Origin of the sequence: uncultured Bacteroides sp. (assembly GCF_910585845.1) — a bacterium.
GTDB lineage: Bacteria > Bacteroidota > Bacteroidia > Bacteroidales > Bacteroidaceae > Bacteroides.
The window spans coordinates 32,779-52,459 of the sequence record NZ_CAJUHF010000008.1; the positions used below are offsets into that span (position 1 = coordinate 32,779).

A 19,681-nucleotide genomic window follows, 5' to 3' on the forward strand; every position below is an offset into this window, starting at 1 on the left:
AGCTAAACAGACTCTTAGCTATTTTGCAAATGTACGCCCAAACAAACACACGCAGGTGGATAAACGAACAAACTAAGTGGATAAATGGACAAAATGCTCATTTTGACCCTAAAAACTTTGGCAAATCAAACGACAGCCACTATTTTTGTTTCCATTCACCAACAGACAGTACTATGACAAGATTCTTTTCCTTCCGGATACTCCTTATTATAATATGCTTCCTGCCTGCATGGCCTGCCCGCGCCCTGCTGCAAGAAGAGTTGTTCACCATGCACTACAACGCCACCCATATCACCATGAACGAGGGACTGCCTACCAACTTCATCGATGACATCTATCAGGACAGGCAAGGCTTCATCTGGCTGTCCGCCGGAGGAGGAGGCCTATCAAGATACGACGGATACGAGTTCATCCATTTCCACCCCAGCATTCCGCACCGCAAACTGAAGAGCAACTTCGTGCGCTGTGCCCGCGAAGACCGCTTCCACCGCTTGTGGGTGGCTTCGGAAGGGGGAATAGACCTCATTGACCTCAAGACCTTGCAGAACATCCCGCCCCAAGCGTTGGGTCCCCTGCCCGACAGGCTCACCGACACTTCCGCCTTTCACATCGAGCAGGATGCCGACGGATGCCTCTGGCTGCACGACGGACACCAGCTCTACCGCATCGCCTTCTGTCAGGAAGGCAGCATCGAAAGCATACACACGCTCAGCCATCCCGGACTCGAAAAGAGCAACCTGATATTCAAAGACGTAAAACAAAACGGCAAGATATGGATAAGCCTCAACGGGGAAATATGCACCGTAGAGTTGCAGGAGAACGGCAAGTTGCAAGCCACCCCGGTGGCCGAAGGACTGAACTTCGCACCCGGCACCACCGTATCCGACTTCATTGCCAAAGAAGATGAGATCTGGATAACCACCAATCAGGGACTCTACCGGTATGCTCTCCACAGCAACGTGGTGAAGCACTACGAACACACTCCGAATACCCCCGGATCCCTCTCGCAGAATTTCCTGACCGCACTGGCCATCACAGAGAACAAACAACTGATAGTGGCAAGTCTCTGTGGCCTCAACGTCTACAATCCCCTGTATGACCGGTTCGAGCAAATCAGGAACGATCTGCCCGGCAACCCCTCTCCCCTGCTGAACAGCAACTTCGTGAACTGCGTCGCCATCGTAGGAAGGCACATCTGGATAGGCACCGAAAGCGGAGGAGTCACCCTGCTAACCCCCAAACGGCTCACCCTGACGAACTACAGCTACAGCAAAGAGAATACGGGAAGCCTGTCCCACAACCCCGTGAATGCCATCTACGAGGATGAGGAGGGCACCTTGTGGGTGGGAACCGTGGAAGGCGGACTGAATCGGAAAACGAAAGGGAGCAGCGCCTTCACCCATTACACGCAAGAGAAGGGCATCTTGGGACATAACTCCGTAAGTGCCATCACAGCCGACCCCAAGGGCAGGCTGTGGGTAGGAACCTGGGGAGGAGGCATCAGCCTGCTGGAAAAAAGGCAACCGCAACACCGCATACAGCTCCTGACACCGGACAACTGCAACGGCTACCCCATCGACTTCATCGGTTCACTGACCTACGATTCCATCAACAACGCCATCTGGGTGGGTGCCAACGAAGGCATCTTCTTCTACGACCTGCAACAAGAAAGACTGACCGTCCCCCTACCCGATCAGATTGCTGAAAGCATACATGGCTGCATCGGCTCCATCATAGACCGCGACGGGCAGCTGTGGATAGGCTGTCTGGAGGGAGCATACGTCATAGACCTGCACTCGAAGCGCACAGCGGAAGGGAAATTTGCCTACCGGCATCTGAAATACAAGCTCGACCAACCGGAATTGGGTCTGGTAGAGAAGATAGACTGTTTCTATCAGGATCCGGAGGGCACACTGTGGCTGGGCAGCAACGGGTGCGGCCTCTACCGAAGACGGACGGGCAACAACGGCGAAGAATGGTTTGAGGCATTCACCACCGCCGACGGACTGCCCAACAACTGCGTACGCAACATCCTGGGCGACCGGCAAGGCAACCTGTGGCTTGCCACCAACAACGGGCTTTCGTGTTTCCTGCCCGACAAGGAACGTTTCATCAACTTCACCTGTCAGGACGGCCTGCCCAACACGCAATTCTACTGGAACGCTGCCTGCCACACCAGTGACAACCTGCTCTACTTCGGCCACCTGAAGGGCATGACGGCCATCCATCCCAAACTGATTCCTTATCAGAACAACAAAGCAATTCCCCTCCAGTTCACGCGGCTGTGGGTGGACAACGAGGAAGTACAGCCGGGAAACGAACTGCTACCCCAAGACCTGCCCTTCACACCTGAAATCAGTATCCACGAAAGCACACGCTCCCTTTCAGTGGAGTTTGCCGCCCTCAACTACGAACCGAACCATGCCGACAGTTATTGCTACCGCCTGGTCGGCTTCGACAAGCAGTGGATTCCCATACAGGACGACCACCGCTGGGCGCGGTACACCAATCTTTCGCCGGGAAAGTATACCCTGCAAGTGAAATACACCCCTTATCAGGAAGAGAACCAGACGGAGATGATGGAGCTACGCATCGTAGTGCGCCCCTACTTCTACAAGACCTCTTGGTTCCTCTTGCTGGCAATAGCGGTCGCAACCATCGCTGTGTGGCAGTTCTACCAGTGGCGTTTCCGGACCCTGAAACGGCGTAGCGAGGAGTTACACCTCCAGGTGGAACAACGCACCCACGAGCTGAAAGAGCAGAAACAACTGCTGGAAGAGAAGGGAGAAGAGTTAGCCCGACAGAACGAGCTACTGAAAGAACAGAATGAAAAGATTTCACGCCAGAAAGAGAAACTGGCCGAACTGGCACGTAAGGTGCAAACTCTGACACTGGATAAGATAGCCTTCTTCACCAACATCACCCACGAGTTCCGCACACCCATCACGCTCATCATCGGCCCCATAGAGCGCGCCTTGAAGCTGAGTTACAACCCGCAGGTCATCGAGCAGCTGCAATTCGTGGAACGCAATTCCAAATATCTGCTGTCACTCGTCAACCAACTGATGGACTTCCGCAAGGTGGAGTCCGGAAAGGTCAAGATAGTGAATACACCGGGCGACTTCAACACGTTTACCAATGAGCTGGTGGCCCCGTTCGCAGTGTTTGCCCGCGAACGGAACATCGACCTGAATTTCTACCGGCATCTGCCGGATGCGCCGCTGAGCTATGACGAAGAAGCGATGCAAAAGATACTGACCAATCTGTTGAGCAACGCCATCAAGTTCACACCCGACGGCGGCGAGGTGTCCCTTTTCATCGCTCTGCTCCCACCCACAGCACAACACGGCGAGTTGCTCTACGCCAGTGTGCGCGACTCAGGCAACGGCATTCCTGAGCAAGACTTGGAAAACATCTTCAACCGCTTCTATCAGGTACAGAACCAACATAAGTACCCCATGTACGGACAGTCGGGCAGTGGTATCGGGCTTTACCTGTGCAAACGCATCGTAGAGGCCATGGGCGGCTCTATCCACGTGCACAACAATCGTCGTCAAGGGTGCACGTTCCGTCTGCTACTGCCCATACAACAAGCCCAGTCCACCGTCTCTGTACCCGCCGACAGCAGACCGACACTGCCCGACCTGCCCATACAGCAAGCCGATGGCGAATCCCGACCGCTCTGCATCCTCGTGGTGGAGGACAACCCCGACATGCGCAGCTACATACGCTCCATCCTGCGCGACAAATACCAGGTGGTAGAAGCGGCCAACGGACAGGAGGCTCTCGACATACTGAACACACAGAAAACGGACTTCATCATCAGCGACCTGATGATGCCTGTGATGGATGGCATCGAGTTGTCGCGTCGGGTGAAAGAAAACTTCGCCATCTCCCACATCCCCTTCCTGATGCTGACCGCCAAGACCTCGCAGGAGACACGCATTGAGAGCTACCGCATCGGTGTGGATGAATACCTGCTGAAACCCTTTGACGAACCCCTGCTCTTGGCACGCATAGAGAACATTCTGGAGAACCGTAAACGTTTCCAGAGGAAGTTTGCCTTGAGCATGAATCCCGAAGTGCTGAACATAGACTACCGATCGGGCGACAAGAAGTTCGTCACCCGCGTGATGGAAATCATGAAGACCCATTACAAGGACCCCGGCTTCGAGGTGAGCACCTTCAGCAAAGAGGCCGGCGTAAGCAAGTCGCTGCTCAACACCAAACTGCAGAACCTCCTCGGACAATCGCCGGCACAGTTCATCCGCAGCTACCGACTTAATCTGGCACACGAGCTGATACTGGAATGCCGGGGTACAAAAAGCATGAGCGTCACGGAGATTGCCTACGAAGTAGGGTTCAACGATCCCAAATATTTCACCCGCTGCTTCACCAAGGAGTATAACGTCAGCCCCAGCAGCCTCCTGAACGAGTAGCGCGCACGGGCGGAGCGGACGATTCACAGGCGATTTCCAGTAGGTTTCCGCCTGCGTTATGTTTGCATGTTGGGGGTGTTATGCCTGAACAAAACCCACCGTCCGTACTCCCTCGGCCCTGTTGCTCGTTTATCCACCTCTTATGTTCGATTGTCCCCCTCTGTTTGCTTGTAAGATTGTACTTTTGCCCTGTCGCCGGATCTCCGCCCCTCGCGGAAGTCCCGTACAAAATGTTTAATTTTTAAATCCTACTATGATGAAGAATAACCCCAAACTTACACCCCGACCGCCATCCGGTCGTCCAAGCCGCCCATCCGGCACCCCACCATCGAGAACAATCATTTAATTAAAAACAACCTTAATACTTACAGAAATGAGGAAACATTTATTATTCTCCGCACTGCTCGGCCTGTCTGCCATCGGCAGCATGACGGTGTATCCCACACCGGCCATGGCCATCGTGACCCAGGCCCCCACCATCAAAGTACGCGGACAAGTCATCGACGAAACAGGCGAACCCCTAATCGGAGCCAATATCACCATCAAAGGCGGACAAGGCGGAACCATCACCGACCTGAACGGTAACTTCCAGTTGGATGTTCCCGGCAATGCCATCCTGGTGATAAGCTACATCGGATACAAAGAACGCGAAGTAGCCGTGCGCAACCGTGCCATCCTTGAACCTATCCAACTGCAATCTGACGAACAGATGCTTGAACAAGTCGTAGTCGTAGGCTACGGCACACAGAAGAAATCAGACCTGACAGGCTCCGTCGCCGTGGTCGACGCGAAAGCCCTGAAGCAAACCTCAAACTCCAACATCTCCACCATGCTCGAAGGCAAAGTCTCCGGCGTGCAAATCACCTCCGACGGACAACCCGGAGCCGACCCTACCGTACGCATACGCGGTGTAGGCTCCTTCGGAAGCACTGCTCCGCTCTACGTGATTGACGGCGTGCCCATGGGAACCACCATACGCGACTTCTCCTCGAACGACATCGAAACCATACAGGTGCTGAAAGACGCCTCCGCAGCCGCCATCTATGGTTCGCGTGCCGCCAACGGCGTGATTATCATCACCACCAAACGCGGACAGAAAGACCAACCTCTCAAGGTGGACTACAACGGATACTTCGGCACGGACTTCATCCCCGGAAACGTCTACGACGTGATGAACGCCGACCAATATAGCCAATACCTCGCCCAAGCCTGCGCCAACTCCAACACCCCCTTGCCCTCAGGCTACCAGCTCGACAGCGCCACCGGAAAATATCATTTCCAGGACAATACCAACACCGACTGGTTCAAGGAAGTCTTCAAGACAGGCATCCGGCAGAATCACAATGTCAACCTCTCCAGCGGCGGCGCCCACAATACCTATAACATCTCCCTGGACTATTTCAACCAGAAGGGAACACTCGAAGGTGCCGGCCCCAACTACGAACGATATACCGCCCGCGTGAACAACACGATGGACACCAAGTTCGTCAAGTTCCACACCAGCCTGGTCTACTCCCACTCCGACCAAGACAACATGGGCTTGTCCAACGCCTCCGAATACGTCCAAGGACTTTATGGCGACGTGACAAACGTGCTGCGCGGCACCCTGCTGATGCAACCCACCATCAAGGCCTACGACTCCTCCACCTGGGTGCTCGACAACCTCGTGGGCATCGCCAACAACTACCACTACGACGCTTACGGTTATGGCGTATATTACGACACTGTGCATGGTGATATCTCAGCTTCCAACCCCTTGCTGGTGAACAACCTGATGAAACGCAACACCCGCGTAGACCGCGTTGTGGGAACCGGTTCAGCCGACGTGGACATCCTCAACATGCTGGGCATTGACAGCAAGAACCACAAGTTCAACTATAAGATAAACCTCTCCTACAGCAAGACCTTCTGTAAGGACTTCACCTGGATTCCCGCCTGGGTGCAGAGCAACCGCGTCTATCTGGCCAAGAGCAACGAACGACTGACCAAAGCCTCGCGCAACTACTCGGATGCCCTCATCGAAAACGTACTCACCTACGATGGCACCATAGGCAAACACCACATCAACGTAGTGGCAGGACAAACCTACGAGGAAGAAGACACCGACGAACTAACCGGATGGGGCGTCAACTTCACCGAACCCTATTTCCTGCAACTTCAGAATGCGGCCAGCACCTACTCCAGCAGCTACGAATACAAACACTCCATCCTCTCCTACATCGGACGCGTCAATTACAATTATGACGACCGTTACCTCTTCTCGGCCACCGTGCGCCGCGATGGTAGCTCCCGTCTGACCCGGAGCATCCGTTGGGGAACATTCCCCTCCGTCTCACTGGGCTGGCGTTTCGACAAGGAGAGATTCTTCCCCTTCAGTACCAACGTGGTAAATATGTTTAAAGTGCGTGCCAGCTACGGCGAACTGGGAAATGAAAACATCGGCGAATACATGTACCAAGCCGTTATGTCGCGCAACAACATGACCTACAACTTTAATGGCAACGTCATAACCGGTTCCGCCGTCTCTACCTTCGTCGACAACAATCTCTCCTGGGAGAAGAAAAAGACCTACAACGTGGGTATCGACCTCGCTTTGTTCCGCAACCGTTTGGAATTTACCGCCGAATGGAACAAGAACACCAGCGAAGACCTCCTGTATGCCGTTCCCGTACCGGAACAGGCCGGCGTGTCCAACACCACCGTAACCATGAATGCCGCCTCGATGAACAACTCCGGCTTCGAATTCTCTGCCACCTACCGTAACCGCGACCACGACTTCAAATACGAAGTATCCGCCAACCTCAGCACCCTACGCAACCGCGTCACCTCACTGGGATTTGGCACCGACTCTTACATCACAGGCGCCTACATCACCAAGGTAGGTTCCGAAATCGGCCAGTTCTACGGTTGGGCTTATGAAGGCATAGCCCGCACGCAAGCCGACCTCGACAACCACGCCACCCAGGAAGGTGCCCAAGTGGGCGACTGCCTCTACAAGGACGTGAACAACGATGGCAAGGTAGACTCCGAAGACCAAGTGGTTCTGGGCAGCGGTATGCCCAAGATGAACTTCGGTCTGAACGCCAGGTTCGAATACAAGAACTTCGACCTGAGTATCGCTACCTTCGGTGCACTGAATTACCACGTCAGTGATGACATCTACAACTCGCTGAACTCCTGCTACGGCTGGGGTAACAAAGAAGTGGACATGCTCGATGCAAACCGTTTCAGCGAAGACGGCAGCACCTACCTCTCCAACGTGCCGCGTACCTACACCAGCAACAACGCCAGCCTGGGATGGAACGACCTCTTCAGCTCACGCAAGATTCAGAACGCCGCCTACTGGAAGATTGCCAACATCGAACTGGGCTACAACTTCCCCGACAAATGGTTCGGCAACTATGTATCTAACGTACGCCTCTATGTGTCGGCACAGAACATCCACACCTTCACGGGCTATCACGGTTACAACGTAGACTATGCAGGAGGAACATTCACTCCGGGGTACAACTTCTGTTCCTATCCCACGGCACGCACGTTCATGTGTGGCGTTCACTTTACATTCTAAATCCTAAATACAAAAATATATCTTATGAAACTAAATAAATATTCACTTGCTCTCATCTTAGGAGTCAGCATGCTGACTTCTTGCAGTGACCGGCTGGACCTATTGAATCCCAACCAGCAAACCTCAAGCACATTCGGTTTCAATGCCGACGACCTGGAAGAATGCGTGATTGCCGGTTACAACCATATCCGAATGGAAGGCTCGTATGCCCGCGTAGGCTACACCATCGACGTCTGTCGAGGCGATGAAGCCTGGAACTCGTCACAAGTGTGGTATCTACCCTTCGATGACCTGAATGCCGAAGTCACTTCGGACATCACGTGGTGGCCCTGGCGTGAATGGTACTACACCATCAACGTGTGCAACTTCGCCATCTCACGCTGCGACGAAGACAACAGCCAACTGTCCGACAAGATGAAATACATCAAAGGACAGATGCTCTTCCTGCGAGGCTTGTCCTACTATAACCTGGTAGGTTATTACCAGAATCCCCCTCTTATCACAGACTACTCCACCTACTCTTCGCTGGAAGGGCTGTATGGTACCAACAGCAACTACGATGAAGTGCTCGACCAAGTAGAAAAAGATTTCCGCGAAGCGATGGAACTGCTACCTTCACGCGACAAAGGCAGTGAATGGAGTGGCGGACGTGCCACCTGCGGTGCCGCTGCCGGCTACTATGCCCGTACCCTCATGGTACGCCACAAATACAGCGAAGCCCTCACCGTACTGAAAGACATCATCGGCAAGAAATACGGCTCATACCGACTGATGGATAACTATGGCGACAACTTCCGCGAAGGCCTGGCCTATGAAAACAACGAGGAGAGCCTCTTCGAAGTACAGTTCCTCGACTACGGCTCGCAAGGCACCGACGATGAGTGGACTCCGGTGAACACAAGCCCCAACGCTACACAAGGCTCCGCCATTGAGAGCAACTTTGCCCCCGGCAACTATGGCGGTTGGGCGGACATCTCGGCTTCACCCTGGCTCTACCACCTGTTCAAAGCCGAACGCACCGTAAACGGCACGCTCGACCCGCGTCTCTACTGGACCATCGGGACCTACGAAAGCGACTGGGCAAACTTTGAATACGGTAACGTGGCCTATACGCATACGCTTACAGCTACCGACAACATCGTGACCAACAACATCTACGGTGGCCTGCCGATAGCCAAGTTCACCAACCTCCGCACCGGTCTATACAGCACGGTCGTTACCGGCCTGCACGATGGCATCAACCTGCGCCTGATGCGCTATTCTGATGTGCTGCTGCGCGCCGCCGAGTGCGAAAACGAAGTGAACGGTCCCACCCAACAGGCCATTGACTGGATCAATGAAGTACGCAACCGCGCCCGTCTGGCCGACCTGCAGCTGTCCGACTTCAACACCGCCGACAAACTCTTCGAACAGATAGCCAACGTAGAACGTCCCAAGGAATTCGGATGCGAGTTCGGACGCGGCTTCGATCTCATCCGCTGGGGATTCTTCTACGACAACGGCCGATTGCAACAACTCAAGGAACATGCCGTAGTACGCCGATCCACGGAAGGCACAAAAGAACCCGTGAGCTACAGCAATATCGCAAGCGATCCCCAACTGAAGAGTTCATTCGACACCTACCTGCCGGGACATGAGTTCCTGCCCATCGTGCAACAGCTGATGAACAACAATCCCAACCTGAAAGGTAATTCGGCCAACTCCAGTACGGACAACTCTACCTACTTCCGTGAAAAAGGTTGGACAGTGCGTCCGGTCGTCGACTTAAACTAATGGAACCAATAATATCTTTAAGAACAATAACATCCTTAAAATAAAGACAATGAGATTACTAAATAAAATAGCACACGCTTGTTGCTACGCCACCCTTGGGCTGCTGGCACTGACGAGTTGCACGGATGGCAGTATTTACGAAGTAAACGCCCCCGACTGGATTTCCGACAAGATACAGGAAATTGAAGATTCGAAGAAAGAACCGGAAGACGAAGAGTTGGAAGGTATGATGGAAGATGTGTATTCTTTCGGGAATACCGATTTCACCTCCGGCTTTTGGAGCGCCTTTTCCAAGTATTATGTAATACCCGACGGCGAGAAGTGGAATGCGGTGTTCAACCTCCACATCAATCCAACAGACAATACCTATTACAAGAACTTTGCCCTTATCCTCACCAATGACGTGGACCGCGGTGGCGAAGGTTATACCGAATATGGAGCCATCCGCTTCGACAACGACCCGAACAAGAACTCCGAATGGGGCGACCACATCAACAGGCAGTACGTTTCCGGAACATTGATGTTTTCTTCCGGCGATGATGACTTGGATGCCAACGTGCAAGCACTCGCAGGAAAGGTGACGCTCACCGTTGACCGCACCAACGAGAATGCGTTCACCATAAAGATAACCAATAGCGCAGTGACCAAGACATACGCACAACCCTACAAGGAAGAAAACCTGAACGCTGATGCAAGCAACACCAATATCCGTTGTTTCTTGGTTCCCGACGGTTCCTTCATCGACTTCCAGCAAACCAACATCGAACCTATTGGTGGACTTACTTCCGCCTTGGACAAAAATCCGGTATCCATGGAACTACAAAATGTACCTGACCAAGTCGTGGTAGGCAGCACGCTCGAAGAGGCCATGGCCAATATATCAGCCATCGTCACCTTCGAAGAGGGAGTGACCAAAACTGTACCGGTTTCCGACCTCCACCTCTCTGCCATCCCCGATATGGATGAGCCAGGCATGAAGACTCTTATAGCCATCTACAACAAGACCTTCAAAGGTGAGAATTGCGAACAGCCGATTGTAGCCAACGCCACTTTTGAAATGGTAGAACAGATTGTATCTATCGAAGTGACTGCCCTGCCTTCGCGCGCGCAATACTATTATTACACCTCAGAAGCGACCCAAGGCCTGACAGACCGGACACTCTCTTTCGATCCGACCGGCATGGTGGTTACAGCTACTTACAGCAGTGGACAAACAAGGGAAGTAGACCATGCAAGACTCAACTTCTCGGTTATCCCTGCCAAAGCAGGCTCTCACACCGTCACCATCACTCCCGCCAATGAAAATGGCATCAGCGCAACAGTAGAGGTGACCGTAGCCGAATCTACAACTTCCGCCGTAAACAACAGCACCAACCTGGTAGGAGCCGAAGACAACTCTACAGGATTCTGGGGTGCCTTCTCGGATGACTTCAACGTACCGACCGGCGAGACCAAACAGATTATTTTCACCAACTATAGCAACTTGGCTGGCAACTGGAACAACTTCATCGTGATTCTCCGCAAAGCGGATATGACCGAATACGCAGTAGTTCGCGCCGACAACTACGGTTGGGGTAATGGATACAACGCTTGTATCCACAACGGCACACAAGGCGATTGGGGTACTTGGCTTGCCGGCATGAACGGAGCCAAAGTCACAGTCTACGTAACCAACTGCGGAAATGGCACTGCCGACATCCAAGCCGTAATGGAAGGCACTACAAGCAGCACCTCGACCCAATATTATTTAGGCATCAATACGGTAGAACCCAGCGACCTGAACTTCGCATTGACCGTTGACAGCTGCCATCTCGTGTTTAATGAATAGAAAATAACGATTAATTTTCATCATCCATACCGTACCTTTTTTACCAAAGGTCGGTATGGTTATAAAACTTATCAACAAATGAAGAAATTATCATTTATCGTATTATCCCTGCTGACGGTCTTCACTTTCACGAACTGCTCCGACGGATTGGACAATATCGAATACAATGGAGACAGCGGCGTAACCATAACCACTCCCGAAACAACAGCAATAACAAGTATTTCGCTGACTGTTCAATCATTAGTCAGCGGCAATCTGAATAATGTAGTCAGACGAGGATTTTGCTATAGTATAAACAACCCAGTCCCCACCGTCAAAGAGAATGCAGTGGAAGCCGACGAAAACTTCAATGCAACCATCTCCGGCTTAGCAAGCAGCACAATCTACTATGTGCGCGCATACACTTACGGTAACAGCCGTTACACTTACTCCGCAACGCTCACGGTAACCACAGCCGCTTCAAGCATTGACGAGCAACTCAAGAACTATGTAGCCCCTACTTACGCCGATGACTATACCGCCATCGCTGACTGGAACAACCGTGGACAATGGAACTTGGCCAATGTACACGACCCAAGTGTCGTACTGGCCGATGACGGTTATTACTACATGTACCAGACTGATGCTTCCTATGGAAATGCGCACGTTGCCGGAGGACATTTCCACGCCCGCCGCTCCAAGGATCTTGTGAACTGGGAATATTTGGGAGGAACCATGAAATCATTACCCGGATGGGTAATCCCCAAACTGAATGAGATCCGCTCCGCGATGGGATTAGGTGAGGCTTCGCCGGCTGAAAGCGACTTCGGCTATTGGGCACCTTGTGTACGCAAAGTAAAAGATGGATTATACCGCATGTACTACTCCATCGTAGTACCCGGGCATATCAACGGAGATAATAGTTGGAGCGAACGTGCATTCATCGGATTGATGGAAAACGACAATCCTGCCAACAATGACGGTTGGGAAGACAAAGGCTACGTCATCACCAATGCTTCGGATAAAGGGCTGGACTATATGGTAAAACCTGATGACTGGGGCAACTGTTACTTTAAATGGAATGCCATCGACCCCTCTTATATCATAGATGGAGATGGCAAGCACTTCTTGATTTACGGTTCTTGGCATAGCGGCATTGCAGCTGTAGAACTGGAAGCAAACAGCGGAAAGCCTACTGACCTTCCCAATCCGTGGGGAACAAGCAAAGAAATTTCAGCTTACGGCAAGCTCTTGGTAACCCGTCAAATGGGCAACCGTTGGCAGGCTTCGGAAGGACCGGAAATCATCTATAATCCCCAAACGGGATATTATTACCTGTTTGTTGCTTATGATGCTTTGTCTGTCCCCTATAACACCCGCGTTTGCCGCTCACAAAACATCAACGGTCCTTACTTTGGCATTGACGGTACAGACCTCACCAACACAGGTGGTGAGATGCTTCCTGTCGTCACCCATCCTTATAAATTCAGTAACAGCAACGGGTGGGTAGGTATTTCACACTGCGCCATCTTTGATGACGGCAAGGGCAACTGGTTTTATGCTTCACAAGGCAGGTTGCCGGAGAATGTACCGGGGATCAATGCAAGTAACGCAGTAATGATGGGACATGTGCGCTCTATCCGCTGGACCAAGGACGGCTGGCCGGTGGTAATGCCCGAACGCTACGGTGCTGTCCCCAAAGTATCCATCACCGAAGAAGAGTTAGTCGGAAACTGGGAACACATCGACCTCTCTTATGCTTACGGTAAACAAAAAGAATCAACCGGCATGACCTTATCCGCTGACCACAAAGTGACAGAAGGAAGTTGGAAAGGAACCGATTGGACGTATGATGCCGATAACGAACGAATCAGTTTCAGCAATGGAGTGGAAGTTTATCTCCAAAGAGAAGTGGATTGGGAAGCAAATCCCAGAACCCACACCATTGTATATGCCGGATATGGCAACAACAAGACGTATTGGGGTAAAAAATCACGTTAATCCCCCTTTTTCAGAAAGAAAGAGGTGTCTCATAATGCCCAAATTGAAAGAATTCCCCCTGCACAACTATTTGTCGTAGGGGGAATTCTTCTCAAAAAAGGAGTTTTGATACATCCTCTTTCTTCGTTTATGTTGTATAACATGCAAAAGAATGTACCATACAACAAAGAAAAGTGTTACTTTTACACCCAAAAGAAGATAATTATCTCATTTACATTAAATACAAAACCATGAAAAGACAAGTTTTACTTGCAGGAGTTGCCGCAATGATGTTGACTGCGTGTAACCACCAACCAGAAACAGCGCTTACGCTCTCCGGCCTTGATCCGGTAAAATTCCAAACAACAGTAAACGATGCCCAAACGCAGCTTTACACCTTAAAAAACAAAGCTGGTATGGAAGTGTGTATCACCAACTTTGGAGGTCGCATCGTATCTATTATGGTACCTGACAAGAATGGTACTATGCAAGATGTAGTATTAGGCTTCGACAGTATCGCCGATTACATCAACATTCCCAGTGACTTCGGTGCTTCTATCGGACGCTATGCCAACCGAATCAATCAAGGAAAAATCGTATTGGACGGAGATACGATCCAGCTGCCGAAAAACAACTTCGGCCATTGCCTGCACGGTGGTCCAAAAGGATGGCAATACCAAGTCTACAATGCCAACCCTATTGACAATACAACTTTGGAACTGACCCGCATTTCTCCGGACGGAGACGAGAACTTCCCCGGTAACCTGACAGCTAAAGTCCTGTTCAAACTGACTGAAGACAATGCCATAGACATAAAGTATAGTGCCACTACGGATAAGAAGACCATCATCAACATGACCAATCACTCTTACTTCAACTTATCCGGTAATCCTGCCCAAGCAGCAACCGATCATATCTTATATGTGAACGCCGACAATTATACTCCGGTAGACAACACATTTATGACCACAGGGGAAATTGTACCAGTGAAAGACACCCCTATGGATTTCACTACTCCTAAAGCCGTGGGACAGGATATTACAAAATACGATTTCGCCCAATTGAAGAATGGAAACGGTTATGACCACAACTGGGTGTTGAACACTAAGGGTGACCTCTCAGTAGTAGCCGCAAGACTGACATCACCAGTTAGTGGAATCACACTGGAAGTATATACTGACGAACCGGGCATACAGGTTTATACCGGCAATTTCCTGGATGGAACCGTTACTGGCAAAAAAGGCATCGTTTATAACCAACGTGCTTCCGTATGCTTGGAAACACAACACTATCCCGACAGCCCCAACAAACCTGAATGGCCCAGCGTTGTGTTGGAACCGGGAGAAACCTACAATAGCGAATGTTTTTTCAAATTTTCAGTAGAGCAATAATTGTTAACCTTTAAATATTAAAATTGTGGAAGCATTAGATTGGATTGTTATCGGAGTCTTTGCTGTGGCTCTGATAGGTATTATTGTTTGGGTTGTCAAGCAAAAACAGAACGATTCAGCAGACTATTTTTTAGGTGGACGCGATGCTACATGGATTGCTATCGGTGCGTCTATTTTCGCATCAAACATCGGATCGGAACACTTGATCGGTTTAGCAGGCGCAGGAGCCTCCAGCGGTATGGCTATGGCACACTGGGAAATTCAAGGATGGATGATTCTTATTTTAGGATGGGTATTTGTGCCTTTCTATACAAGAAGCATGGTGTACACGATGCCGGAATTTTTGGAACGTCGCTACAATCCGCAGTCACGTACCATATTGTCCGTCATTTCTTTAATCAGCTACGTATTGACCAAAGTTGCGGTTACGGTATATGCCGGAGGTCTGGTTTTCCAACAAGTGTTCGGGATCAAGGAACTTTGGGGAATTGACTTCTTCTGGATCGCAGCTATCGGTTTGGTACTAATCACTGCCCTATACACCATTTTCGGAGGTATGAAGTCAGTACTTTACACTTCTGTGCTGCAAACTCCGATTCTGCTTTTGGGTTCACTAATCATTCTTGTCCTTGGTTTCAAAGAATTGGGGGGCTGGGATGAAATGATGAGGATTTGCGGTGCAGTGACCGTAAACGAACAAGGCAATACAATGACCGAATTGATTCGCAGCAACAGCGACCCCAACTTCCCTTGGCTGGGAGCATTGATCGGCTCGGCTATTATCGGTTTCTGGTACTGGTGTACTGACCAGTTCATCGTGCAACGTGTGCTTTCTGGAAAGAACCAGAAAGAAGCTCGCCGTGGTACGATCTTCGGTGCTTACTTGAAACTGTTACCGGTATTCCTGTTCCTGATTCCAGGCATGATTGCTTTTGCTCTCCACCAGAAATATATCGGTGCAGGCGGTGAAGGTTTCCTTCCGATGCTTGCTAATGGTAATGCAAATGCCGATGCAGCTTTCCCCACATTGGTAGCCAAATTATTACCCGCGGGTGTTAAAGGGCTGGTTGTTTGCGGTATCTTGGCAGCCCTGATGAGTTCATTGGCCTCTCTGTTCAATTCTTCGGCAATGTTGTTCACAATTGACTTCTACAAACGTTTCAAACCCAATACACCGGAAAAGAAATTAGTTGGTATTGGTCAGGCAGCAACTGTAGTTATTGTGATTCTGGGTATATTGTGGATTCCTATCATGCGTAGCGTAGGTGACGTTCTTTATACGTACTTACAAGACGTTCAATCTGTTTTAGCTCCAGGTATTGCGGCTGCATTCCTGCTGGGTATATGCTGGAAACGCACTTCTGCACAAGGCGGTATGTGGGGATTGATTGCCGGTATGGTAATCGGTCTGACACGTCTGGGAGCCAAAGTATATTATAGCAACATAAGCGATGCAACCGACGGCATGTTCAAATACCTGTTCTACGATATGAACTGGCTGTTCTTCTGCGGATGGATGTTCCTATTCTGCATCATTGTAGTCATTCTGGTCAGCCTGGCAACAGAAGCACCTGCTACCGACAAGATACAAGGCTTGGTGTTCGGAACCTCTACTCCAGAACAAAGAGCAGAAACACGCGCCAGCTGGAATCATTGGGATATTATCCACACGATTATTATCTTAGGTATTACAGCCGCTTTCTATATCTATTTCTGGTAAAACAAAGGCGAGCTACAAGCCGTAACAGCATTATAATACACCCGCTGCAACTTGTAGCTCGCAACTCATAAATTAATATGAATAAATATTATAGCTCAAATCCAACTTTCTATGTTGGTATAGACTGCATTATTTTCGGTTTCAACGAAGGAGAATTGGACCTGTTATTGCTGAAACGAAACTTTCAGCCTGCAATGGGTGAATGGTCTTTGATGGGTGGATTTGTGCAACAGAGTGAAAGTGTAAATGATGCCGCCAAGCGCGTACTGACAGAACTCACCGGGCTGGAAAATGTATACATGGAACAAGTGGGAACGTTCGGAGAAGTCGAACGTGATCCGGGAGAACGAGTTATCTCCATCGCTTACTATGCACTGATCAACATCAATGAATACGACCGTGAACTGGTGCGTCAGCACAATGCATATTGGGTGAACATCAATGAGCTTCCCCCGCTGATTTTCGACCATCCTCAAATGGTGGAGCAGGCCAGGAAATTGATGCAGCAAAAAGCATCCACAGAACCTATTGGATTTAATCTGTTACCCCAATTATTCACTCTATCCCAATTACAAAGTCTCTACGAAGCTATTTATGGCGAACAGATAGATAAACGTAACTTCCGTAAACGAATAGCTGAAATGGATTACATCGAAAAGACAGACAAGATTGATAAAACCGGTTCCAAACGCGGTGCAGCCTTATATAAATTCAATGAAAAGGCATACCGCAAGGCACCCAAATTTAAACTATGATAATTAATATTATGCTGGAAGAACTGAAAGAAAAAGTATTCCATGCCAACCTTGAACTGGTGAAGCATGGACTGGTTATCTTCACTTGGGGAAATGTATCAGCTATTGACCGTGAGTCAGGGCTGGTAGTCATCAAACCCAGTGGTGTAAGCTATGACGATATGAAAGCTGAAGACATGGTAGTAGTTGACCTCAACGGGAAAGTAGTAGAAGGACGACTGAATCCTTCTTCCGACACTCCTACCCACATCGTACTCTACAAAGCTTTCCCTGAAATAGGCGGTGTGGTACATACCCACTCTACCTATGCGACTGCTTGGGCACAGGCAGGATGCGATATACCCAACATCGGCACCACGCATGCCGACTATTTCCACGATGCCATACCTTGCACGGCAGATATGACAAAAGAAGAAGTGGAAGGAGCCTACGAACTGGAAACCGGAAACGTCATCGTCAAACGTTTCGAAGGACTGAATCCTGTACACACACCAGGGGTATTGGTGAAGAATCACGGTCCTTTCTCATGGGGAAAAGATGCACACGATGCAGTGCACAATGCCGTAGTGATGGAACAAGTAGCAAAAATGGCAAGCATAGCCTATAGTGTCAACCCGAATTTGACCATGAATCCACTGCTGGTAGAAAAGCACTTCAACCGTAAACATGGTCCCAATGCCTATTACGGACAAAAGAAATAAAATCAACTATTTAGAATTACAATAAAAACAATCAATCATGAGCGCATTTGATCAATATGAAGTATGGTTCGTAACCGGAGCACAGCTCCTGTACGGAGGCGATGCAGTTATCGCAGTAGACGCACATAGTAACGAAATGGTAGCCGGACTGAACGCCAGTGGGAATCTGCCTGTTAAAGTTGTCTACAAAGGTACAGTAAACTCCTCAAAAGAAGTGACTGCCGCTTTCAAAGCAGCCAACAATGATGAGAAATGTATCGGTGTCATCACTTGGATGCACACTTTCTCTCCTGCCAAAATGTGGATTCACGGCTTGCAGGAATTGAAGAAGCCATTGTTGCACTTCCATACACAATTCAATAAAGAAATTCCTTGGGACACCATGGATATGGACTTCATGAACTTGAACCAATCCGCCCACGGAGACCGCGAATTCGGTCATATCGTAACCCGCATGCGCAAGAACCGCAAAGTAGTTGTCGGCCACTGGCAAGACGAAAAAGCACAAGGACAGATAGCAGCATGGATGCGTGTATGTGCAGGCTGGGCCGACGCACAGGATATGTTGATTATCCGCTTTGGCGACCAGATGAACAACGTTGCCGTAACTGATGGCGACAAAGTATCCGCCGAGCAAGTATTAGGCTATCACGTAGATTATTGTCCGGTTAACGACCTGATGAAGTACTATAATGCAGTAGAAGACAACGATGTACAGGCTCTTGTGGAAACCTATTTCAAAGAGTACGACCACGCTCCCGAACTGGAAGACGGACGCACAATGGCTTATCAGAAAGTATGGAACTCTGCTAAAGCAGAAATCGCCCTTCGCCGCATCCTGAAGGATACAGGTGCCAAAGCATTCACCACCAACTTCAATGACCTGGGTGACTTCGACCAGATTCCGGGATTGGCATCCCAACGTCTGATGGCAGAAGGCTACGGCTTCGGTGCAGAAGGTGACTGGAAGACAGCTGCATTATACCGTACCACTTGGTTCATGAGTCAAGGTATGCCTAAGGGATGTTCTTTCCTCGAAGACTATACTCTGCACTTCGATGGCGAAAAGAGTGCCATCCTGCAAGCACACATGCTGGAAGTATGTCCGCTGATAGCTGAGGCCAAACCGAAACTGGAAGTACATCGCCTAAGCATCGGTATCGACAGCGAAACGGCACGCCTCGTGTTCACCAGCAAGCAAGGTGAAGGCGTAGCAGCCACTATTGTTGATTTGGGCAACCGTTTCCGTCTGATCGTAAACAAGGTGGAATGCATCAAGAGCAAACCGCTGCCGAAACTTCCCGTAGCCAGCGCTTTGTGGATTCCGCAGCCTAACCTCGAGATTGGTGCCGCCGCATGGATCCTGGCAGGTGGTACCCATCACACCAGCTTCTCTTACGACCTGACAGTAGAATACTGGGCCGACTATGCAGAAATGGCAGGTATCGAAATGGTTGTCATTGATGAAAATACAACAATCAGCGAGTTCAAGAAAGAACTGCGCATGAATGAAGTATATTACATGTTGAACAAAGCACTTTGCTGAT

General features: G+C 50.1%; 10 protein-coding genes. All 10 read left to right on the forward strand.

The genetic code is table 11. The annotated features are described in order from the left end of the window. Positions 1–173: 173 nt before the first annotated feature. The 10 genes from QZ323_RS03945 to araA all read left to right on the forward strand — a co-directional run bounded on the left by QZ323_RS03945 (position 174) and on the right by araA (position 19,680). On the forward strand, positions 174–4,439 hold the full coding sequence (locus tag QZ323_RS03945; protein ID WP_294632982.1) for a two-component regulator propeller domain-containing protein: 4,266 nt from the start codon (positions 174–176) through the stop codon (positions 4,437–4,439). 373 nt (positions 4,440–4,812) lie between these two features. Further along, positions 4,813–8,007, forward strand: a complete 3,195-nt coding sequence (locus tag QZ323_RS03950; protein ID WP_294632983.1) for a TonB-dependent receptor — start codon at positions 4,813–4,815, stop codon at positions 8,005–8,007. 24 nt (positions 8,008–8,031) lie between these two features. Then, positions 8,032–9,780 carry a RagB/SusD family nutrient uptake outer membrane protein gene (locus tag QZ323_RS03955; RefSeq protein ID WP_294632985.1) on the forward strand — a complete coding sequence of 583 codons (1,749 nt, stop codon included), beginning with the start codon at positions 8,032–8,034 and terminating at the stop codon, positions 9,778–9,780. A 49-nt stretch (positions 9,781–9,829) separates the two neighbouring features. Beyond that, on the forward strand, positions 9,830–11,608 hold the full coding sequence (locus QZ323_RS03960) for a bacterial Ig-like domain-containing protein (RefSeq protein ID WP_294632986.1): 1,779 nt from the start codon (positions 9,830–9,832) through the stop codon (positions 11,606–11,608). Between the two features lie 78 nt (positions 11,609–11,686). Further along, complete coding sequence (locus QZ323_RS03965; RefSeq protein ID WP_294632987.1) at positions 11,687–13,588, forward strand: arabinan endo-1,5-alpha-L-arabinosidase; 1,902 nt, start codon at positions 11,687–11,689, stop codon at positions 13,586–13,588. A 230-nt stretch (positions 13,589–13,818) separates the two neighbouring features. Further along, a complete protein-coding gene (locus QZ323_RS03970; RefSeq protein WP_294632989.1) occupies positions 13,819–14,958 on the forward strand; it encodes an aldose epimerase family protein in 1,140 nt (379 codons plus the stop codon). Positions 14,959–14,983: 25 nt separating this feature from the next. Continuing rightward, positions 14,984–16,678, forward strand: coding sequence for a sodium:solute symporter (locus QZ323_RS03975; protein WP_294632991.1), 1,695 nt, complete (start codon positions 14,984–14,986; stop codon positions 16,676–16,678). A 77-nt stretch (positions 16,679–16,755) separates the two neighbouring features. Next, on the forward strand, positions 16,756–17,433 hold the full coding sequence (locus QZ323_RS03980; protein ID WP_294632993.1) for an NUDIX domain-containing protein: 678 nt from the start codon (positions 16,756–16,758) through the stop codon (positions 17,431–17,433). A gap of 11 nt (positions 17,434–17,444) precedes the next feature. Then, a complete protein-coding gene (locus tag QZ323_RS03985; protein ID WP_294633063.1) occupies positions 17,445–18,134 on the forward strand; it encodes an L-ribulose-5-phosphate 4-epimerase in 690 nt (229 codons plus the stop codon). 37 nt (positions 18,135–18,171) lie between these two features. Further along, positions 18,172–19,680, forward strand: coding sequence for an L-arabinose isomerase (gene araA, locus QZ323_RS03990; RefSeq protein ID WP_294632994.1), 1,509 nt, complete (start codon positions 18,172–18,174; stop codon positions 19,678–19,680). Position 19,681: the final 1 nt, after the last annotated feature.